General features: G+C 46.6%; 18 protein-coding genes and 1 pseudogene. 16 read left to right on the forward strand and 3 right to left on the reverse strand.

Annotated features, from left to right (window positions below; all coding sequences use genetic code 11):
- Positions 1 to 70 precede the first annotated feature (70 nt).
- Complete coding sequence (locus DW826_RS15345; protein WP_117553145.1) at positions 71 to 334, forward strand: pyridoxal-phosphate dependent enzyme; 264 nt, start codon at positions 71 to 73, stop codon at positions 332 to 334.
- A 10-nt stretch (positions 335 to 344) separates the two neighbouring features.
- On the opposite strand, the gene DW826_RS15350 is transcribed toward DW826_RS15345, so the two are convergent.
- Positions 345 to 1,667: an acetyl-CoA hydrolase/transferase C-terminal domain-containing protein gene (locus DW826_RS15350; RefSeq protein WP_117553146.1), complete on the reverse strand. Its 1,323-nt coding sequence runs from the start codon at positions 1,665 to 1,667 to the stop codon at positions 345 to 347.
- 228 nt (positions 1,668 to 1,895) lie between these two features.
- Between DW826_RS15350 and DW826_RS15355 the strand changes: the two genes are divergently transcribed.
- Positions 1,896 to 3,632: a phospho-sugar mutase gene (locus DW826_RS15355; RefSeq protein ID WP_117553147.1), complete on the forward strand. Its 1,737-nt coding sequence runs from the start codon at positions 1,896 to 1,898 to the stop codon at positions 3,630 to 3,632.
- 367 nt (positions 3,633 to 3,999) lie between these two features.
- Here DW826_RS15355 and DW826_RS15360 read toward each other — a convergent pair whose 3' ends face one another.
- Entirely contained in the window at positions 4,000 to 4,989 is a 990-nt protein-coding gene (locus tag DW826_RS15360) for a LysR family transcriptional regulator (RefSeq protein WP_015552638.1), read from the reverse strand.
- A gap of 276 nt (positions 4,990 to 5,265) precedes the next feature.
- On the opposite strand from DW826_RS15360, the gene DW826_RS15365 reads away from it, so the two are divergent.
- The 9 genes from DW826_RS15365 (at position 5,266) to DW826_RS15405 (ending at position 17,111) form a co-directional block, all read left to right on the forward strand.
- Positions 5,266 to 5,979 carry a DUF5058 family protein gene (locus DW826_RS15365; RefSeq protein WP_015552637.1) on the forward strand — a complete coding sequence of 238 codons (714 nt, stop codon included), beginning with the start codon at positions 5,266 to 5,268 and terminating at the stop codon, positions 5,977 to 5,979.
- Positions 5,980 to 5,992: 13 nt separating this feature from the next.
- Positions 5,993 to 6,667 carry a hypothetical protein gene (locus tag DW826_RS15370; protein WP_015552636.1) on the forward strand — a complete coding sequence of 225 codons (675 nt, stop codon included), beginning with the start codon at positions 5,993 to 5,995 and terminating at the stop codon, positions 6,665 to 6,667.
- 106 nt (positions 6,668 to 6,773) lie between these two features.
- Complete coding sequence (locus DW826_RS15375) at positions 6,774 to 8,210, forward strand: amidohydrolase (protein WP_117553156.1); 1,437 nt, start codon at positions 6,774 to 6,776, stop codon at positions 8,208 to 8,210.
- 188 nt (positions 8,211 to 8,398) lie between these two features.
- A complete protein-coding gene (locus DW826_RS15380; protein WP_117484708.1) occupies positions 8,399 to 9,391 on the forward strand; it encodes a Wadjet anti-phage system protein JetD domain-containing protein in 993 nt (330 codons plus the stop codon).
- Between the two features lie 6 nt (positions 9,392 to 9,397).
- The gene (locus tag DW826_RS15385; RefSeq protein WP_181968093.1) at positions 9,398 to 11,008 is read left to right on the forward strand and encodes a hypothetical protein; all 1,611 of its coding nucleotides are present in this window, start codon (positions 9,398 to 9,400) and stop codon (positions 11,006 to 11,008) included.
- 3 nt (positions 11,009 to 11,011) lie between these two features.
- A complete protein-coding gene (locus DW826_RS15390) occupies positions 11,012 to 11,758 on the forward strand; it encodes a DUF6063 family protein (RefSeq protein ID WP_117553150.1) in 747 nt (248 codons plus the stop codon).
- Positions 11,751 to 16,310: a hypothetical protein gene (locus DW826_RS15395; RefSeq protein WP_117553151.1), complete on the forward strand. Its 4,560-nt coding sequence runs from the start codon at positions 11,751 to 11,753 to the stop codon at positions 16,308 to 16,310. Before DW826_RS15390 ends, DW826_RS15395 begins: the two co-directional genes overlap by 8 nt.
- 43 nt (positions 16,311 to 16,353) lie before the next feature.
- Positions 16,354 to 16,695, forward strand: a complete 342-nt coding sequence (locus tag DW826_RS15400; protein WP_117470060.1) for an arsenate reductase family protein — start codon at positions 16,354 to 16,356, stop codon at positions 16,693 to 16,695.
- A 95-nt stretch (positions 16,696 to 16,790) separates the two neighbouring features.
- Positions 16,791 to 17,111, forward strand: coding sequence for a nucleotide pyrophosphohydrolase (locus DW826_RS15405; protein ID WP_015552630.1), 321 nt, complete (start codon positions 16,791 to 16,793; stop codon positions 17,109 to 17,111).
- A 123-nt stretch (positions 17,112 to 17,234) separates the two neighbouring features.
- On the opposite strand, the gene DW826_RS15410 is transcribed toward DW826_RS15405, so the two are convergent.
- Complete coding sequence (locus tag DW826_RS15410; RefSeq protein ID WP_117553152.1) at positions 17,235 to 18,299, reverse strand: P1 family peptidase; 1,065 nt, start codon at positions 18,297 to 18,299, stop codon at positions 17,235 to 17,237.
- Between the two features lie 316 nt (positions 18,300 to 18,615).
- Between DW826_RS15410 and DW826_RS15415 the strand changes: the two genes are divergently transcribed.
- The 5 genes and pseudogenes from DW826_RS15415 (at position 18,616) to DW826_RS15435 (ending at position 22,340) form a co-directional block, all read left to right on the forward strand.
- Entirely contained in the window at positions 18,616 to 19,233 is a 618-nt protein-coding gene (locus tag DW826_RS15415) for a Fic family protein (RefSeq protein ID WP_117470131.1), read from the forward strand.
- 34 nt (positions 19,234 to 19,267) lie between these two features.
- Complete coding sequence (locus DW826_RS15420; protein WP_117513844.1) at positions 19,268 to 20,158, forward strand: Fic family protein; 891 nt, start codon at positions 19,268 to 19,270, stop codon at positions 20,156 to 20,158.
- Between the two features lie 129 nt (positions 20,159 to 20,287).
- Positions 20,288 to 21,334: a hypothetical protein gene (locus DW826_RS15425; protein ID WP_117513846.1), complete on the forward strand. Its 1,047-nt coding sequence runs from the start codon at positions 20,288 to 20,290 to the stop codon at positions 21,332 to 21,334.
- Between the two features lie 2 nt (positions 21,335 to 21,336).
- Positions 21,337 to 21,564, forward strand: a pseudogene (locus tag DW826_RS15430) (site-specific integrase); the annotation flags it as partial.
- Positions 21,565 to 21,656: 92 nt separating this feature from the next.
- Positions 21,657 to 22,340, forward strand: a complete 684-nt coding sequence (locus tag DW826_RS15435) for a hypothetical protein (protein ID WP_117553153.1) — start codon at positions 21,657 to 21,659, stop codon at positions 22,338 to 22,340.
- Positions 22,341 to 22,369: the final 29 nt, after the last annotated feature.

Genomic DNA, 22,369 nt, shown 5'->3' on the forward strand with positions numbered 1-22,369 from the left:
AATATAAATGTGTAATATCTAATCTTAAGTTTATGATGTTGGTCTGAGCGGGAGGTTCAGAGTTACCCATATGATTAACTTGTTGTCCCAGATAACAGCAAATTATTTTCTTGCGAAGCCAAGAGCTACCGGCATATATGTAAAAATGGAGGTCCGGGAGCATATCTTTGTGCCGCTGGGCAACGGAACCCTGTTCTTAGGAGTTGTGTTTGGACTGGAACATCTCCTCGCCAGCGGCATGATCGAAAAGATGCTGAAGGTCATTGCAATCCAGAGTGAGCACTGCGCACCGTTTGCGGAGGCGGTAAAACAGGGATTAAAGTCGTATCATTAGAAACTATTTCTCAGTGGAACGCCTCTTTCGCATACTGCTCCAGCTCATCCCTGAAATCCGGGTGCGCGATCGCGATCATGGCCTCGGCGCGCTCTCTTAAGGTCTTTCCGGAGAGGTTCGCAATACCGTACTCGGTCGCAACGCTCTGGATCATGGTACGTGGAGCGGATACGGTGGAGCCGCCCGGAATGAACGGAACGATGTTGGACTTTAAGGTGCCGTCCTTTGCTTTTCTCGCGGAGTTGATGCAGATATATCCTTTTCCTCCGACGGAGCGGTAAGCGCCCTCAAGGAAATCCATTTGTCCACCGATGCCGGAGAGCTGGCGGGTTCCCGCGGACTCAGCATTCTCCTGACCCATCAGGTCAAGCTGCACGCCGCCATTGATGCTGATGACATTCTTCATGGTTCCGATGCGCTGCGGATCATGGACATAATCGAGGTCAGCCGGGTGGAAAAGCTTCGGATTTTCAGAGATCCAGTCATAGAATTCCTGAGATCCCATCGCGAGATTCCAGGTGGAGAGACCGGTGTCAAATTCTTTCTTTGCGTTTGTGAGCTTTCCTGCTTTCCAGAGGTTTAAGTAGGCGTCACTGATGGTTCCGGTATGGCAGCCAAGATCCCTGAGATCGGATTCCGCCAGCATGTTCGCAACGGTGAACGGAACGCCGCCGACGCCGAGAGAGAGAACCGCGCCGTCCGGAATCTCGTTTACGACGAGCTTTGCGATCTGGATATCTGTCTCAGACGGAGCTTTGTAGGTTCTTACCGGAAGCGGCTCATGTTCGCCCTCTACGATATAATCCGCTTCGGAGAGATGGACACGGTGGGAACCGTCCACACCCTGAAGCTTCGGATAATGCTCATTGATCTCAAAGATCACAGTTCTTGCACTCTCAAACATGGTTCTCCATGCGAAGTTTGAGATGCCGAGACCGCAGTAGCCGTTCTCATCCGGCGCGGATACCGGGACGAAAGCAACGTCTGTCCGGATATAGCGCTGGCGGTAGAGTGTCGGGAGAAGGCGGAGGACCACCGGCATGAATTTTACGAGACCGCGGGTCTGGAGTTTCCGTTCGTAGTCACCGATATGCCAGCTGTAGTAGGAGAAGCTTTCCTGTTCCGGGTCAGCCTCAACGACCTCGATGCGCGGACGGATCACGAGACCGCCGCGGATCTTAACATCCCTCAAATGCCCTTTTCTTGCAGCAAGTGCTTTATCAAGAAGTTCCGGGAAGCCTCCGCCGAATCCATAATCGACCCAGTCGCCGTCTTTTACGGCTGCCGCAACGGCAGCTTCCGCAGTTACGATCTTACTCTTATAATTTTCCATATGTAATCCTCACTCAATATAAAATATTTTTTTACACAAAAATTTTTCGATTGCACCACACATGTTCATTATAGAAGGTTTTTGGGGTTAAAACAAGAAGATTATCAAGAAACGGGATATGGAAATAACTTTATTTTTCATTAGAAATGTAATATAATGAACCTATCTTACAGGCGGCTGGAATTATATTTTCCGCCCCGGAAAATAATGCATGAGGGGAGTCAAAACATGAAGGATTACATGAAGATCTACCAGGAATGGCTTGCCAATCCGTACTTTGACGAGAAGACAAAAGAAGAGCTTCGGGCAATTGCGAACGATGAAAACGAAATCAAGGAACGTTTCTATATGGATCTGGAGTTTGGTACCGCGGGACTCCGCGGCATCATCGGCGCCGGGATCAACCGTATGAATATCTATACAGTCCGCCGTGCGACCCAGGGACTTGCGAACTATATTATCAAACAGGGCGGAGCCGACAAAGGTGTTGCGATCGCTTTCGATTCCCGCCATATGTCCCCGGAATTTGCCATGGAGGCGGCAATGACACTTGCCGCAAACGGCATTAAGGCGTATAAATTTGAATCCCTTCGCCCGACACCGGAGCTGTCCTTCGCAGTCCGCGAGTTAGGCTGCATCGCCGGTATCAACATCACCGCGAGCCATAACCCGCCGGAATATAACGGATATAAAGTATACTGGGAGGACGGCGCGCAGTTCACACCGCCGTACGACAAAGGTGTGACAGCCGAAGTTCTCGCCATTGAGGATCTTTCTACCGTTAAGACAACGACGGAGGAAGAGGCATTAAAGAGTGGAAAATTCCAGGTTATCGGAAAAGAGATCGATGACAGGTATATCGCCCAGGTGAAAGCCCAGGTCGTAAATCAGGAAGCGATCAACCGCATGCAGAAGGACATCACGATCGTTTACACTCCACTCCACGGAACCGGAAATATCCCGGCCCGCCGCGTGATGAAGGAGATCGGTTTTGAGAATGTCTATGTGGTTCCGGAGCAGGAACTCCCGAACGGCGATTTCCCGACCGTAAGCTACCCGAACCCGGAAGCCGCCGAGGCATTTGAGCTTGGCTTAAAGCTTGCGAAGGAGAAGAACGCGGACCTCGTTCTCGCCACAGACCCGGATGCTGACCGTCTCGGCGTCTATGTAAAAGATACAAAGTCCGGTGAATATATCCCGCTGACCGGAAATATGTCCGGCTCCCTGTTATGTGACTATGTGTTAAGCCAGAAACAGGCAGCAGGAAAGATCCCGGCTGACAGCGAGGTCGTAAAGTCCATCGTTACCACAAATCTGGTTGACGCCGTTGCGAAACACTATGGCTGCAAGCTTGTCGAGGTTCTGACAGGATTCAAGTATATCGGTCAGCAGATCTTAAAAGAAGAGACAACCGGCAAGGGAACCTACATGTTCGGTATGGAGGAGAGCTATGGCTGCCTGATCGGTACATATGCCCGTGATAAGGACGCGATCTCCGCAACTGCCGCCCTCTGTGAGGCTGCCGCTTACTACAAGGAAAAGGGCATGACCTTATGGGATGCGATGGTTGCCATGTACGAGAAGTACGGTTACTACAAGGATACCGTAAAATCCATCGGCTTAAAGGGAATTGAGGGACTTGCGAAGATCCAGGAGATCATGGAGAACTTCCGCAAGAATCCGCCGAAGGCACTTGGCGGTTACGAGGTAACTTCTATCCGTGATTACAAGAAGAACACGATCACAGAGGTTGCGACGGGCGAAGTAAAAGAGACAGGTCTTCCGGAGTCCAATGTTCTCTACTATGATATGAATGACGGCGCATGGCTCTGCATCCGTCCGTCCGGAACTGAGCCGAAGATCAAATTCTACTATGGCGTTAAGGGAACCTCCCTTGATGATGCTGAGGCGAAGTCCAAAGCTGTCGGTGATGAGCTGATGGGCATGGTGGATAAGATGATGTGAGATTCCCGGATGTGGGGATAAATGCAGCGGATATCAGAACGCTGTGAAAGATATGAAATGAATCATTGTCTGGACTGGCTGTGTAAAAACAGCCGTCCGGGCGGACATAGAAAAGCTCCCGGAGAGACTGCAGATCAAAAGCAGTTTTTCTGAGAGCTTTTTAGCTTCCGGGTATTTTTTAGAAACTCGCCGAAAGGGCGATTCGTTACTGTTCACGCCTTGCGCAAACAGTAACTGATTTTGCCGATGCTTCGCATTCCAAATCGGCAAAATCCACTACCACCACTGTACTGTACGGAATTTTCAGTTCAGAAAATTCCTACCCGTGTGCAGTAACGGCGATCCTGCAGATTTCAACGAAACAATTCTACAGGTTTTTGTTCTCAGAGCATTCTTCCTCATACCCCGAATCCGGACCATAAAACTGCTCCAGAAACGTGATATACGCCCTGGCGGCCTTTGGCAGCTGGATACCTTTCTGGAAAATATAGGCGCTGATATAATCGCCGTACCGGTCGGCTTCCGGCTGCATCCAGTCCGGAAGCGGGAATGAGACGATATTATAGTTTTCCACCTGCTCCCGCATCGGGATCAATCCGATTCCGAGATAGTCGGAGCGCTGGATCACGTTGTGGAGCAGGGCGCGGCTGTTGACATAGATGACCTGGGAGATCCTGTTCCAGTTGATGAGCTGCAGCGTCTTGTCATTGTAAACGCTCTCCGCGGCCCGGGTCTTTGTGCTCTCGCTTGGATAGAGGACGAAGTTGTACTGGTACAGCTTTTCCGGTGTCAGGTTATCCAGTTCCTTTAGAATCGGATGTCCTACCCGGCAGAAAAACTGTGTCGGGGACTGGAACAGCGGGCGCGCTTCCAGATGGCGGAAGGTGAGAATTTCCTGGATCTTGTCTGCTTTATGGGCCGGATACATGATAAATCCGATGTCGGCGCGGTTCGTGTAGACATCCTCGATGACTTCATTTCCGGTCATTTCCCGGTAGAAAAAACGGAACGGCGTGTCCGCAAGAGAGTTCACCATGCGGATAAAGGCATCGCTGGCGTGGGAACAGCTGCTGGAGGAGACCCGCAGGCGGTAAGCTTCCGAGTGTTCCTTAAAGGTGGTCTTAAAATGTTTCGCGTGCTCGATGAGATCCCGACTCATGTCGAGAAAGAGCCGTCCGGATTCCGTCGGGATAATTCCGTTTTTTCCGCGGGTAAAGATTGTGAGCCCGTACTCTTTTTCCGTCTCCCTGAGGACCTTGCTGAGATAGGGCTGGGTCACGAAGAGGTGCTTCGCGGCGGCGGAGATGGAACCGCAGTTTGAGATCTCGATGAGGTATTCCATGTTCTGAAGATTCATAGGGATGGTCTCCTTTCTGAAATAAAAGCCAGCCGCCCTGTGGATGTAATCCGGGAACATGATCTATAATATCACGGATATATCACAGCCCGGATGAATACTGACTTATAACGTTTCAGTTATAACGTGATGAAAACGGGAAATTTGTAAAACTCTGTAGAAATGGTATAATCAAGTGTATACCAATCAACCGGATATGTCAAACCAAACAGATATAGAAACTGGCGAGTGATCTGTAACTATTGCATTCCGGGCTATACATAAGGAGGAATCACTATGAGTACGCATCTGCAGTTAGCAAACAGTACGACGATGGCAATTCTCTGTGGAATCACCATTCTGATCGTTCTTCTCCAGCCGGTGATCTTTATGATCGTGGCATTCAAACGCGGAAAAGAACTGAACATGACAGACCAGGAGATGAAGGAAGCCGCACGAAGCAGCGCGATCTTCTCTATTATCCCGTCACTCCCGATCATTGTGAGTTACCTGCTCTTAGTTCCGTCCCTGGGCCGCTATTTCCCGTGGCTCCGCTTAAGCGTTGTAGGGTCCGCGGCATATGAGACCATGGTCGCGAACATGGCGGCAGAAGCGCTGGGCCTGGAATCCATCACCGTCCCGGACATCCCGGCTGATACTTTTGTGTTTATTCTGTTTGTTGTAACAATTGGAATTCTTGGCGGAAATATTTTCAACGTTTTCTTCTTAAAGGCGTACGATAAGAAAGTCGAGTCCATCAAGAACAGCAACGCGAAGCTCGTTCCGATCATCACGACAGCAATGTTCCTCGGTCTCTATGGAACCATGGCAGCTCCGCATTTCACAAATATCGCGAACATCCCGGCGGTTGCAGCGATCCTGGTTGCCGGTATCACATCGATCTTCGTAAACAAGTTTGCGGCGAACCACAAGAAGTTGAAAGAGTTCGCATTCCCGCTCAGCATGATCGTTGGAATGCTCGGTGCATGTGTAGCGAATCTGCTTATTTAGGAGGAAAAACGATATGAAAGATAACAGCTTTTATAATAAGATCCACAGACTCGGAAGAATCACAGTTGTCTGTGCCCTGATCAGCTTCATGGCGGTTCCTTTCGGACTTGCCGCAGTAAATGGAATTTCCATGAATATTCCGGAAATTCTGAAAAATGCGATCCCGCTTCTACTGACATTCAGCATCAGCGGTATCTGTGAGAACCTGTCCTTCATGCCGATCATCGGAAGCGGCGCGCTCTACATGTCCTGTGTTACCGGTAATGTCAGCAATATGAAAGTCCCGGCGGCGGTCAACGCTATGGAAGTTGCAGGATACACAGCCGGAAGTGACCGCGCCGATGTCGTTGCGATCATCGCCGTTGCGGCATCCACATTCGTGACAACAGCCATTGTATTCCTGGGAATGCTGTTCTTAGCTCCGCTCTTTGAGCCGATCTACAACAATGCGTTCTTACAGCCGGCATTCCAGAACATGGTTCCGGCACTTATGGGTGCCCTGTTGTTCCCGTTCATCTTAAAGGCCCCGAAGCAGGCCATCGTTCCGATCGCACTTCCGATCATCGCGATCTTAGTGATCGGTCGCAAGGTGTTCTCCTCAAACCAGAGCTATATTATGGTCGGTGTGATTATTTTGTCGGTGATTTACTCCCTAGCACTTTATAAAAAGGGAAAGATCAGCGCGTAAAGGGAAAATAAGCGTCCTGGTCGGTGGAAAATATGAAAACATGCGGCACAGGCGTAATTTCCTGATAAATTTAAGAAAGGAAGATCCGGAAATTCGGACAAATAATATGGATAAAAAAGAATTTGTCTTAAAAGCAGTTGCAGATAAAAAAGCTCTGATCGTTGATGTCAGCGACAAAATTTTCGACTACGCAGAGGTCGGATTCCATGAATTCAAGACCGCGAAGCTCTACGAGGAAGTCCTGAAAAAAGAGGGATTCCAGGTGGAGATGGGAGTCGGCGGTATGCCGACGGCGTTCAAGGCTGTATACGGAAGCGGAAAGCCGGTGATCGGTTTCCTCGCCGAGTATGACGCCCTGCCGGAGCTGTCCCAGGAAGGCGGCTGCACGATGCGAAAGGAAGCCGCAGGGGACAACCCGGATGGACATGGATGCGGACATAACCTCCTCGGTGCGGGTGCTATGGCGGCAGCGCTTGCTGTAAAAGCTTATATCGAGGAGCACCCGGAAGCGGGAACTGTGATCCTTTTTGGTTGCCCGAGTGAGGAAAAGGGAGACGGAAAGGCAATCATGGCACGAGAAGGTGTATTTGACGGTGTGGATGCTGCTTTTACATGGCATCCGGGCGATAAGAATGCGATCTGGTCCGAGTCTACACTGGCGAATGTCAGCGTGTTCTTCAACTTTAAGGGTGTGACTTCCCACGCGGCAGCAGCCCCGGAACTTGGACGTTCCGCACTGGACGCTGCGGAGCTCATGAGCGTCGGAGTCAACTACCTGCGGGAGCACATTATCTCCGACGCGAGAGTCCACTACGCGTACCGTGATGTAGGAGGAATCGCCCCGAACGTTGTCCAAGGACACAGCAGAGTCCACTATTTTATCCGCGCACCAAAGTCGTGGCAGGTGAAGGAGATCTACAAGCGCGTCGTTGATGTGGCGGAAGGCGCCGCAAAGATGACGGGAACCGAGATGACATACGAGCTTTACGCCGGACTTTCCGACTATATCCCGAACCATGTCCTCTCAGAAGTTCTCCACGAGTCCATGGAGGAGATCGGTGCTCCGAAATACGACGAGGCGGACTTTGCCCTGGCGTCAAAATTCTTCCATGAGACCGCGACACCGGATGAGATGGAGGCAAAGCGCGCCAATATGCGCAGAATGTTTGGCGCAAATCATATCGAGGAGATCGAGGCGCATCCGCTTCATACCGGAATCGCACCGCTTGTCTGGAACGGTAAGGTCCAGGCCGGATCTACAGACGTCGGTGATGCAAGCTATGTGATCCCGACTGCGATGTGTACGACTGCGACTGCAACTCTTGGGACTGCAGCACATACATGGCAGATGACCGCTCACGGAAATACCGGGATCGCACATAAGGCGATGTTAAATGCCGGCGAGGCGATGGCGTTAGCAGCATTAAAGACCATGGAAAGCCCGCAGATCCTGAAAAAAGCTCATGACGAGTGGATGGCGGAGACAAACGGCGAGTACGATTGCCCGATCCCGAAAGAGGTTGGACCGAGGCTGGAGGATTGAATTTCTGATTCCGTAACATAACATGAATGAAGATAAGAACCAGAGGGAGAATGATTCCTTCTGGTTCTTTTTTGCAGCAGGAAATATTTTTTCTGAATCAGAGAATCGCGAAATCACCTTGGCATTTCCGCCTCCTGATGCTAAGATACATATAAAGCGAGCGTGGAAAAAGGAGCGGAGTCAGGGAGATGAAGAAACACAAGGTCTACTTACAGGAGCTGTCAGCAGAGTTTTCGGAGGCAGATTATTCAAAGTTTTATGAAGTTGTCATGCGGCGGATCGAGAACGGAGAGCTTGTTCCGATGAAAAGTGCAAAGAATAACGGGAGGAAGCCGGCACTGCCGCTATGCTTTTGGGAATACGAAAAAGAAGCGGATTATACGGAGCTTTATGAGGAACTGAAATATCGGTATCATCCCAGGATCAATACGTTCTATTACCGAGAACATCCGGAATGCTACGAGAGGGACAGGGAGAAGCTGCAGCTTTTGAGCGATTATCTAAAGGATCATTCGGAGCTTTTGTTGGTTCAGGAAACAATGAATGAGCGCAGCTTTGAGATTTTCCACAGGGAGAAGTATTTCCAGAGAGAGGGCGGTCTTGAGCTTTGTAAGAGAGTTGCGATCACTCCGGAAACGCTGGCTTTTTATGAAACATCAGAGCCGCTTTCTTATTATTCCTGTTCCAAGCAGACACCGCAGAATATTCTGATCATAGAAAATAAGGACACCTTTTTTGATATTCGGAGATATATGAATTCCGGAAATGACAGGATCATGGGAAGGGAGTTCGGTACAGTGATCTACGGAGCCGGAAAAGGAATCTGGAAGACCTTTGAGGATTATGTCAATGGTGCGGAACGATACTTCCTGGGAAAGAATGCATTGTTTTATTTCGGTGATCTTGATTTTGAGGGCATTCTGATCTTTGAACATTTGATCGAGCAGAAGCAGTACCGGGAGAGCGGAATCCATATTTTTAAAGAGGCGTATGAAAAGATGTTAGATAAGGCATGGCAGCTTGGGTTTTCCAGACTACCGGATATGAAGGAAAAGCAGAACGCCAACATCGGAACCAGCTTTTTGTCGGCATTTGATGCGGAGCGGAGGCATCAGATCCGGGAGCTGCTTGATATGGGAAAATACATTCCACAGGAAATTTTAAATGAACATGATTGGTGATAAATGATGATCGATAAAGATTTTTTGAAAAATTTTGATCAGAGAATGAAGTGCGTCGGCCGATATTCGGTGCTTTGCAGCAACAGCTTTGATAAAAAGCTCTGGAAAGAATATGGGATCGAGACACGGGATGAGCAGATGAATATGCTGTTTACATTGCTCCTTTTCATTATGGAGTATTCTCTGCGGGAAGAAAACTGCACGATGGACGAGATCGCGTCATTTGTGGAGGACATCAGCTACGGATATTACGGGCGGAAATTAAACTTTGAGAAAAGTCAGGAATTTGCAAGGTTTATGGTGGAAGATATCCTTGGGAACAGCGGTTCTTCCATGTATTTTAAGGCCTTTGATTATGAAAAACGGACCTATCAGGACATCAATATCCGCTATATTGATAATAAGGTCGTATATCTGGAGAATGGAGTCAGGAGAACCTCCTATTATCTGACGGACGAGGGATATAACATGCTGCTGGCAACAATGGAAATGGAAAATAATATGAAGCTTTCTGTTCACGAAATGCTTTTTAAAATGCATTTGGAAAAGGCAGATTATAACCGGGCTGTCGATGACATCAAAAATATTTTCGGTCAGCTGCGCAAACAGAGCCAGAAGATCGAGGAGGCAATGTTAGCCGTCCGGAGAAACGCTTTATCCTATTCCGTGGAAGAGTATGGAAAATTAGTGGAGGACAATATCAGCACCGTGGTGGAGACCAGGGAAAAGTTCCGGCTCCACCGCGATTTTATTGAAGAAAAAATTGAAGAATTCGAAGAAAAGCAGATGAATGCGGAAGAGTTCACGGAAAAAGAAAAAGCGAATCTGGGAAATCTCAGAACGATCGGACGGTATCTGACGCAGACGCTGGACGAGCATCAGCGGATTCTGGGACAGCACTTTGACCTGAAGAAACTGTACGATGAGGAGTTGGAAAATTATTCCAATATGACATTGGTGCAGCGGTTTCCGTTCCGGAGTGATGTCTATGACAAGATTTTGAAGGATGCGTCACTTCTGAAAAACGCGGATAAAATATTTGCGCCCCTGTTTAGCAGCCGGATAAATAAGATTTTCAACCCGGAAAAAATGATGGAATATCAGAAAAAGCTAAAGAAATCAGATGTGGAAGATGAGTCTATGGAACTGGATTTTGATGAGGAAAAATACAACCGGGAAAAGGAGCAGAGCAGGCAGGAACGGATGAAAAAATATGAGGGCTGCGTCAATGTGATCCTGGAACAGCTGGTAATCCATAAGGAAATGACACTGGAAACATTAAATATCAGCTGTAAAGAGGAAGAACGGGAACGGCTGCTTCCAACTGCGGAAATATTCAGGGAAGTCATCATCGAGTTCCTGACAGCCGGAACGATCGATATCGGGACGATTCAGAAAGAACAGACAGACTATCTCATGGATGCTTCAGAGGGCTTTGTACTGAATGAGATGCTTCTGGCTATTCTGGAAGACCGGAGATACCGGAAAATCGGGAAGATCCATATATTCCCAATGGAAGACGGGAAACATGTACATTTTAAAAACGTGATGGACGAAGCCGGGAACCGGAGAAATTTCAAATGTTCTAACGTGGGCTTTTGCTATGAGGAGAGATAAGAGATGGCATACGAAGCAGAGATGATCACATACAGCCAGAAAATATTTTACTACCTTTTGTGCCATGGAGCATTAAGCGATCTGGACGCGGGAGTCAATGATCTGTACCGTGCCTATGTGGAGCACGAGGAGGTCATGAATTTAGTGAAAAATCAGGCGGAGATTGCGGATTGTAAGATCGAGAGATACGGAACCACGATCTATCTGATGCCGGATATCGACAATAAATATCTTGGATTTACGAAGGCAGATCTGAAAAAAGAATTATGTAAACCCAATGCCACGGACCGAGATTACTATCTGGCTCAGTTTGTGATCCTGACGCTGCTTGCAGAATTCTATGACGGGCAGGGAAGCACCAGCAAATCCAGAGAATTCCTGAAACTCGGAGAGCTGCAGAATATCGTGTCAGAGCGGTTGAAGGCGGGACTCGCGCTTGAACAGGAGAGGGAGCAGGATGGAACGAATCTTTACACCGAGATGTACGAAACTGTTCTGGATTATAAGAGCATGAGTGAAGCTTATGAAGCGTTAAAGAGTGTGGAGGCAGGCAGCCGGTCAAAGTATACGAAGGAAGGATATGTGAGCATTATCTGTAATTTTTTGGACCGACAGGAGCTGATTATCTTTATCCCGGAAGATGAGATGATCAAGACCACAGCAAAACTCGACAACATTATGGAATACAAGATCCTGAACAAGGAAAATTACGCAAGGATCATGGAGACATTGGGGGAGACACATGAGTAAGATATCGCGGATCCGGATTTTAAACCTGAATTACAATAATAATACCATAAAGATCGACGACGAAACCTTTGATCTCGGTGGTCAGAATACGCTGATCTCCCTGCGCAACGGCGGTGGGAAAAGCGTACTGGTGCAGATGATCGTGAGTCTTTTTGTGAACCGGACATACCGGGATTTCGGAGATCGGCCGTTTAAGAGTTATTTTACGACGAACCGTCCGACGTTCCTCATGACGGAATGGATCCTTGACAATGGAATCGATCGTTTTCTGGCGGGGATGATGGTGCGGAAAAACCAGAAGGAAGATAATGACACGGAAGAGCTGGAAATGTACACATTTACCGGGAGCTATTCGAATGGCTGTAAATATGACCTTGACAATCTTCCAATCATTCGACAGGACGGAAATAAAAAGATCCTGAAGGGCTTCGGAGAATGCAAAAATCTTCTGGAAGAGATCAGCAGGAGTGAGCCGGGGAATTTCCGCCTGTATGATATGGCGAGCCAGTACGGGAGACGCCAGTATTTTTCCACACTCCGCCAGTATCAGATCAACAATAAAGAATGGGAGAGCATTATCCGGAAGGTAAACCAGAAGGAGTCCGGGCTTTCGGAGCTGTTCCAGAACGCAAAGGATGAAAAGGATCTGGTGGAAAACTGGTTTCTGCGTCCCATCGAGGATAAATTAAATCAGGAAAAGAATAAGATCGACGAGTTCCGGAAGCTGGCATTCCAGTTTATTGAACAGTACCGGAGCAATCAGTCGAAGATCCGCCGCAAGGGGATCATTGAACAGTATTTTGAGGACACGAAACCGCTGAAAAATATGATTGATGATTATGCGCAGAAAGACCGGGACGCTGTGAACCTAAGAACAGAGATAATCCTCTATGCGAAATCGCTCCGGAAAGAACTGGATCGGCTGCAGACAGAGATCTCTGCCGGTCAGGAGAAGTTCGAACAGATCGAGAGAGAGCAGAGACAGATCGTTTATGAACAGCTCTCCTACCAGATCTATCTCAGTGAGGACCAGAAAACAGAGATCCTTTCACAGAGAGCGCAGCAGGAGATCGAGATCACAAGACTCACGTCTCTGAAGAATCATCTCTTACGAAAGATCGATACGTATGATCTTCATAAGATCTATCTGGAATTAAAGGACTTTGAACGCCAGAAGGCGGAGGTGGACGCGAAACTTCAGGTACTTTTACAGAAAACGGAAGAATCGAAGGATGAGATCGAGAAGATCGGATGCCGCTTATATGCGCTGTATTCGGAAAATGCCAAAAAGCTGAAGGATCAGAGACAGTCGGAGGAGGAAACACTTGCGGAAACGGAAAGAGCCCGGGAAAATGCACAACGGGAGCGGGACGAGAAGGAGCGGGAGATCCGGAAATTAAGCGGAGATATTGGAGCGAAAGAGAGCAGAGTCAGGAGCTATGATGAGGTGGAAGACTCCTTTAACAGGGAGTTTGGCGCCGACCTCAGGAGAAATCTCCTTGGGCTTTATGAAGATGGAGCGCTGGAGATTTTCCGGAAGGAGATCGATGCGGGACTGCAGGAGAAGAAAAATAAGTCGGTGAAATACGCCCGGAAACTTATGGAACAGGAACAGACCCGGAAAAAGCTTTCGCAGGAAGCTTCGGACGGAACTGTGACGTTAAATGACATTGCCCATAAGTTCGACCATGTTTCTGAGAAACTTGCAGATCTGGAAAGACAAAAAACGGAACGTCTGCGGATCATGAAATATGCCAATGTGGACGAAGAACATCTTGACAGAAGAGATCTGATCCTGGATCAGCTTGACGGAAAGATCAGGGAATTAGATGTCGCGAGAAGCAGACTGATTCGGAAAAAGGGGGATCAGGAAAAACATTTCAGACAGTTAAAAGAGGGAAAGATCACGGAGCTTCCGGAAAACATCAGGACTTATATGGAGCAGAACGGGATCGACCTTGTATACGGAATGGAATGGCTCTCAAAAAATGGCAGGACAGCCGAAGAAAATGCCGAACTTGTGAAGAAGAATCCGTTTATTCCCTACTCGATCCTGATGGAACGGTCGTTCCTTGAGCGATTTCAAAAGAACGGGGAGGAATTATATACAAGCTTCCCGATTCCGATCATTGTGAAGGAAGAGCTGGAACAGGAGCAGGAACATGTAGATTCCAGATTTGCGGCTTATGGGAATGTACATTTTTATGTCATGTTCAACACACATCTTCTTGACCGGGAGGAGCTGGAAAAGATTCTGGGGAAGATCCGCCGGGAGATCGAAGATCTGAAAAAGGCGGTGGAGGACAAGGACGCCGATCTTGAGACCTACAGAAGCTACCGGAGTGTGGTTGAAAATCAGACGTTCAGCACGGCTCTCTGTCAGCAGACAGAAAAAGAGATCAATCGTCTGAAGGATGAGAGGACAGCCGTAAAAGGACGTCTGGAAGAGATCTATCGGGAGCAGAGCAGGCTGGAAGAGGAGAAAAAAGAGATCGAAACGCTTGCGGATACGGTAAAGGAACAGATCGATGGCTTAAAGAGAATGGACGTACAGTTTGAGATCCTCCTCAAAAAATATGATCAGTATGAGACGGACCGGACAAGTCTGGAACGTCTGAAAAAGGAGAATCGTGAACTTACGGAGAAGCAGACAGCGCTTTCCGTGCGTCTGGGTGAACTCCGGGAACAGGAGATGGGACTTAGGGCACTGGTGAAGGAATTTGCGGAGAAGATCGACCGCGAGGAGAAGAAACAGGCGGAATTTGAAGAGATCGCGAGAACAGCGGAGAACAGGGATCTGTCTTCTTTGACGCAGATGACCTCGGAAGAGCTGGAAGCGAGATACTATGCGCTGACGAAGGTGATATCGGACAGTGTGGAAGAGCTTCGAAAGTCACAGACGGACTGGATCGGAAGAATCAGCGGGAAGAGGACAGAGCTCAAAAAGAAAAATGAGGACAGTCAGATCCCGGAGAAAGAATACCAGAGTCTCGTGTGTACGGAAGAACAGTATGACGCATGGAAGCGGCAGAAAAAGCAGACGGAGAGGGAACTTAATAAAGCGAACGAAGAAAATACTGCTCTTGGAAGAAAAGAAGGCGCGCTGACAACAACGATCACGCTCTATATGAAGAATCTGAAAAAGGAAACCGGATATGAGCAGCCGGCAGAGAGAAAGACGATCACAGATACGGAATTCGAAAAACGTCTGAATCTCAAGGAATATGAGCTTGCGGCACATCAGAAGAAATTGAGTCAGCTTCGGGAGAGAAATATACAGATAGCTTCGCAGGAGGCAGGCGTGGAGGAATATGTGGATGAGCCGATTCCTGCAGAGTTGATTTCTGGAGATGGTCTGAGTTCTGCAGATGAACGGATGTCTGTGGAGAGTTCGATCGCGTCAGATAGTCTGATTCCAGAGAGTGGGGCTGACGCGCATTCGGAAACCGGAGAGAATAAAATTCTTTTGTCCATTCAGGAGCGGGTCCCGGATGTGCGGAATGAGGAAATGGATGTCATAAAAGGATACCAGAAGGAGATCCGCAGGAAGATCACGGAGAGTTCCAAGGCACTGGACCGGTGCAGGGGTGACGTGTCTGAGCTGATCCGCGTGATCGCGTCCGGAAAAACGTATGCGGATGATTACTTTAAAAAGACTTTCGACAGCCTGCTCTCCCAGACAGCCAGCCCGCGGAATCTGTTCAGGCAGTTTGAAATGAACCGGCAGGCGTATGAAAATCAGCTGGAAAAACTGAAGATCGATCTCGCTCATATCGATGACGAACAGAAAAATCTGGAAATGATGTTTCTGGAATACGTTGAGCAGATCAATGCGAATATCGGCATGATCGATAAGAACTCTACGATCTCTGTGAGAGGAAGAAGTCTGAAAATGCTTCGGATCCAGGTGCCTGACTGGGAGACGGAGAAAGAGCACTTCCGGCTGAAGCTGCATGACTATTTTGAAAATATCGTGAAGCTTGGAATCGAGACGATCGAAAAAAATGGAAACCTGACAGAGTTTCTGGGAAGAGTGATCACCACCAGAAAGCTGTACGATGATGTTGCAGGAATCCAGAACGTGAAGATCCGGCTGTACAAGATCGAGGCGGAGCGCGAAGTGCCGATCTCCTGGTCCGAGGTATCCGCCAACTCCGGCGGCGAAGGATTTTTGTCTGCCTTTGTTATATTGACCTGCCTTTTAAGCTACATGCGGCGCGATGAGACGGATCTCTTTACCTCCGGTGAGGAAGGGAAAGTCCTGATCATGGACAACCCGTTTGCCCAGACAAATGCGGAGCATCTCTTAAAACCCCTGATCGAGATGGCAAAAAAGACAAACACGCAGCTGATCTGTCTTTCCGGCTTAGGCGGCGATTCCATTTACAACCGGTTTGACAATATCTACGTATTAAAGCTTGTCGAATCCAGTATTCGGAATGGGGTACAGAGAGTGGATGTGACCCATATGAAGGGTGAGGAGACGAAACGGATGGTATTGTCGGAGTTTAAGATGGAGCAGATGAGTTTGTTTGAGATGATGGAGGAGTAATAGCCAGGGCATATTTCCAGGACAGAAAAGGAGTAAGAATGTTTTGAACATACAGATTTTTGGCACAAAAAAGTGCAATGATACAAAGAAGGCGGAGCGTTTTTTTAAAGAGCGCGGTATCAAATACCAGTTTATTGACATGAAAGAGAAGGGAATGAGCAAAGGCGAGTTTCGTTCAGTTGCAGAGGTCAACGGCGGAATCGAAAATATGGTCAACTGGGATGGAAAAGATAAGGATACGCTTGCACTGATCAAGTATATCGCGGATGAGGATAAGTTAGAGAAGATTCTGGAAAATCCGTCCGTGATCAGGACGCCGGTTGTAAGAAACGGGAAACAGTCCACACTGGGGTATCAGCCGGAGGTGTGGAAGGAATGGAAGTAATAAGCGGCAGATAGGAGCAGGATGGGAGTGGCTTATCTGCTCATGCTCAGAACACAACTGAAATGAGATCATTTACTGGAAAAGAGGAAATTTTTATGAAACAGGAAACCATAGACAGAATCCGCAAATTCACCGATGACCGCGACTGGGAGCAGTTCCATTCTGCCGCGAACCTTGCGAAATCCATCGTCATCGAGGCAGCAGAACTCCTGGAGTGCTTCCAGTGGAACGATGAGGAGTATGACCTGCAGCATGTAAAAGAGGAGCTGGCGGATGTGATCGTATACTCCCAGAACCTTTTGGACAAGCTGGGACTTGACGCGGATGAGATCGTGAATATGAAGATGGGGATGAACGAGAGAAAGTATCCGGTGGAGAAGGCGAAGGGGAAGTCGGCGAAGTATGATTGCTTGTGAAAGAGTGTAGATATCGCCCAATGGACTGATTCTGAACAGAGGTTATCGCTGGGCATTTAGAATGAAAGAAGCACCAGAACCGGTGATATTGCCGGAAATGGTGCTTCAAGTCTATTTTGAGGTTCAGGCTTCCCTGTCGTTAAGATATTCTGCAAGACTGTAATACAGCTCTCCCTCTCTTCCGCGTGTCTGTTTTGCTGCCGTCATGGAATTTAAGATCGCTTCCTGTTCGGCTTCCGCCGCAGCGAGAAAAGCCCGGTTGATCACATGCTCCGGAATTGCTGATAACTGGAGAAGCTCCTCCTCGCGACCGGATGGGATCCGATTTGCGGTTGTAAAGCCGATCATGACTTCTCCGCTTCCATGTCCTGTATAACCGCCGGTTCGTGCGATGCCGACCCCTGTTCTTTTCAGAATCCGTTTGAGCTGACGGCTTGTCAATGGGAGATCGGTAGCCAGAATGCTCATGATCGAACCTTTGTCTTCTTCGGATGCAGCCATATCATTCTTTTCCTGCTTCCATTCCAGAATTTTTGGACCAACAGCTTCTCCGTTCAGCACAAAGTCTTCGGTTGCACCAAAGTTTGACTGAACCAGAACGCCGATGGTGTATTCCTTTTCACCAATACAGATCACGCGGGACGCAGATCCGATTCCGCCCTTCATGCCGTAGCAGATGGTACCGGCGCCGGCGCCGACATCCCCTTCTTCGAACTCCTCGGCAGCGACCGCAAAAGCCTGCCGCACTTCTTTTTCACCAACTGCACGTTTCTGGATCTGGTTGATCCGGCAGTCATTGCACTCGCCAACGACCGGATTGATGCTCATGGGTTCCAGCCCATCATTCTGGCACTGCTCGATCACGATACCGGCAAGTGCATCCCAAACCTTTCCGACATTTAACGTATTTGTAAGGGCGATCGGCGTTTCAAGGGTCCCAAGCTCTTCTACCTGTACCAGACCGGCACTTTTCCCAAATCCATTGTGGACATAGGCTGCCGCCGTATAGTGATTTGCAAATGCATTGTCCGGTCCAGGGATGATCACGGTCACACCGGTATGATTTTCTTCTGTGTTCACAGTACAGTGTCCTACCAGTACACCAGGTACATCCGTAATCGTATTTCTTTTTCCTGTTTTCACTCTTCCGGGTACGATTCCAAAGTCCCGAATCCGTTTTTTCTCCACGTTGATTTCCTCCTTGGATTTTGTCGGCTATTTCTAATGATTGTATCATAGTTTGTGAGAAATAAAAACAGGATGAGGGGAATTTTCACACCAATCGTATTTATAGGATATTTTATTTACCAACATCCAACGGTGAAATGTTGTCGATAAGCACTTTGCCATTTTTTATGTTAATAGGAAGGAAGAACTATTAAATACGGCAAAATAAAAGTTGAATATTTCATAATAAAATAGATTTATTGCCGATATTATGGTATACTTATAAAAATAGATTTGTGACTGGAAAAGTGATCGCATGAAGAATGTGAGGGAAACTATGCTTGAAAATAAATTAGGTATTACAGATTCTACAGAATTAGCAAGAATGGAAGAAAGAATCAGTAAGCAAAAAGCGCTTGAAATGTTTGAAAGTGGCTTTTTTGAGACATTAGAACCAGGAACTTATAAAAGTCTTGCGATGATCCATCAATGTCTTTTTGATGAGATTTATGATTTTGCCGGTAAATTACGAAAGGTTAATATTTCAAAAGGAAATTTTAGATTTGCTCCGCTGATGTATTTGGAAACAGCGTTACAGAATATAGACAAAATGCCACAGTCAACTTTTGATGAAATTGTCGAAAAATATGTTGAAATGAACGTGGCTCATCCGTTCCGAGAGGGAAATGGGAGAAGTACAAGAATATGGCTTGACTTGATGTTGAAAAAAGAAATCGGCTATGTGGTTGACTGGAGCAAGGTGGATAAAGAAGATTATCTGCTTGCCATGGAGCGAAGTCCTATCAAAGATATCGAAATAAAGTTTCTTCTGAAAAATGCACTTACGGATCATGTAAATGATCGAGAAATTTATATGAAGGGTATTGATCACAGTTATTACTATGAAGGTTATTATGTGTTTAAGATGGAAAATTTGACGGACACAAAGGATTAACTTGATTTAGCGTTAGAAAAGTGGAGGGATATGGATGCAATATCGTTCAGTTAATGAAATAGCGAAAAAATGGAATGTGTCGGAACGAAGCGTTCGAAATTACTGCGCTCAAGGACGAGTAGACGGTGTGTTTCTTAACGGCAAGACTTGGAATATTCCCGAAAATGCAGAGAAGCCGGAGCGTTCCAATAAAAAGAAAGAACAGCCGATTACCTTGCTGGATATTTTGCAGGAGCAGAAGGTAAGTAAGTATTCCGGAGGCATTTACCATAAGACACAGATTGATTTAACATATAACTCCAATCATATCGAGGGCAGCCGTTTGACCCATGATCAGACCAGATACATCTTTGAAACCAATACCATTGGTGTAGAAAAAGAAGTGCTGAATGTGGACGATGTGATTGAAACAGCAAATCACTTCCGTTGTATTGATATGATTATTGGTCATGCAAAGGCAGCACTGACAGAGAAGTTTATCAAGGAACTTCACTTGATTCTGAAAAGTGGTACAAGTGATTCCAGAAAAGATTGGTTCACTGTAGGCGATTATAAAACAATGCCGAATAAAGTTGGCGGCATGGCAACCGCACTTCCGGAAGAAGCTGCCGATAAAATGAAGGCCTTGCTGACGGAATATAACGCCAAGGAAGAAAAGACCTTTGAGGATATTCTGGACTTCCATGTGAAGTTTGAGCGGATCCATCCGTTCCAGAACGGCAATGGCCGTGTGGGCAGATTGATCATGTTTAAGGAGTGCCTGAAATACAATATCGTTCCGTTTATCATTGAGGATAATTTGAAGCTGTCCTATTATCGTGGATTGAAGGAATGGGACAACGAAAAAGGCTATTTGACCGATACCTGCCTGACTGCACAGGACAAGTATAAGGAGTATTTGGATTATTTTAGGATTGCTTATTAAAAGTGGTTCAAAGAGTAAAGTAAAAGGGCAAATTCGCACTTTGAGATAATTAGATGACATACATTTTAAAGACAGGAGTAAGTACATGTTCTATACCAAATGTAGATTGAAAAGGATGGAATAAAAAGCATGGAGAAATTGATCTTTTCGCTGGTTTTGCTATTGACTACAAAAATCATTTATCTGATCACAGGAAGAAACCGACGGCAGATAGCGCGTATCCCCAAAGGGATGGCAATCTTGTGCCAGCCGCCAGGACAACGGTATGTCGCTTATGCAGTAGGCGTATTCCAACTTCTTTTTGTTGCCTTTTTCCTCGTACTTTACATAAAAGACGGCGCACCTGCAGAAGCGCGGCAGATGTGGAGCCTGCTCGTCATAACCTCAATCTTGATCTGCATGCTTCTGATTTTCAGCGGGAATGTGGCAGGTCGGGACTGCGTTTATTTTAACAGCAGGGAAGTCCGGATTGAAAAGCCCTTTCGCAAGTCCAGAACCTTTCAGTGGGAGGAAATCCGAAAAGTAGACGGTAACTTTGACAATGCAGTCAACTTATATCTTCTGGATGGAACCAAGGTTCTTACCGCAAGGCTCGGAATGGTAAATTATGATGTATTTTGCGATATGATCAAGAAAACATGCCCAGAAAAGATTGCCAGCTACTATCGTTCCCATATGTACGAAGAATCGCAAAAATGTATTCTGCGCTATGGCTCCGAGTATTATCTTCTGGCAGCTATGGGCATCGGCATTCTCCTGATTTATATGGCAACTCTGGTGCCCGCAGCAGCGGAGAACAGCATCATACAGCAGTTTCTGCAGGGTGATTTCTCCCAGAGGTTCGCGCTTTTGTTTGCACCTGTCTGCGGAGTCATCAGTATCGTGTTCCTGGTTGTGATGCTCAATACAAATATCCGGTATTCACAGGAAAAAATGACCATCAAATACCCACTGCACAGAAAACGTGAACTTTACTGGAGAAACATCCAAAGAATCGAAATGGCTGCAGTGAAAAAAACGGAAAAAGCGGAATGGATGAAGCTGCGGCTGTACACACGGGAAGGTACTTACAAGATCAGTTTCAAATTCCTGACACATGGAAAAGATGAATTTTTATCCATGCTTTTCAAGATGATTCAAAAATATGGAATTTCCTGCATGCAAACAGATAAATAAACAGAGTTAAGACGGAGATCGGAGCGACTAAGCGAAAGAAAATCCGTACTGTGGACTTCTGCGACACACTGGCGGCAATTCTTAAGACAGCCAAAGCCGAACAGTACAAAAACTGCTTCCGATACGGAGAACTGTACAGCCTCAACTATTACAGTGAGGTCAAAGAAAAAGACCGTACTTATTACGAGGTTTACAGTCTGCCGAGAACGGAAGAAGTCCCTGAGGGATATATTACCAGATAAAATAAATGCACTTTGGGAATAGATTCTTTTGTTAGTTATATGACGAACAGTACATAAGCCTTGAGGTTTAAGGAGACAGAATGGTATATTGTGATTTCAGTAATAGTTTATATAAATATTTGGATATTTATCATAACGGGTTAAAAAAACTTGCAAACAAAGAAATGCAAGCAATCGTTGGTCATCTAAGAGAAATGTCAGACGAAAATCAAGATGAAATATTAACACAATTTCTTTCGGATTATTGTGATAGTGATGTATGGGATACTTTGAAAGACCGGGGAAATGCAGATATTCCATACGAATTAAAAGAGTATATCCTAATGTGGATTACACCACGTTGCGAAGAGAAGAAAATGCCAGAATGCAGATGGTATTATGAGTTGTTCAGAAATCATAAGCAGGGATATCAAGCGGCAGTAAAATACCTTGAGATTGCTTATTCAAGTATGAAGTGTGACCAGAAAACAATTGATTTGCTGTTTGATTCATACTTGGATATTTTAGGTTGGGGGGCACATCATTTTCCAGATGGATGCATAATTGAAGATAATACAATAGTTGATTGTTTTGAAAAATGTGAGGATATATTAAAAGAAAAAACGGTTAGTGAGAGATTGATAAATCAATTGAACTATTATAGAATCCTGTACGAATGCTATAATAGATATGTAGATGATGGAAGAAAAAGAAAATTTGAAGATTATCTAAATGAAGCTAATATACATTTTTTGTATAGCAGAGCATTTTACTATGAGAAATAAACTAAGTCATAGAGGTGAAACTTTCAGTT

It is taken from the genome of Clostridium sp. AM34-11AC (genome assembly GCF_003435375.1).
GTDB lineage: Bacteria > Bacillota > Clostridia > Lachnospirales > Lachnospiraceae > Pilosibacter > Pilosibacter fragilis.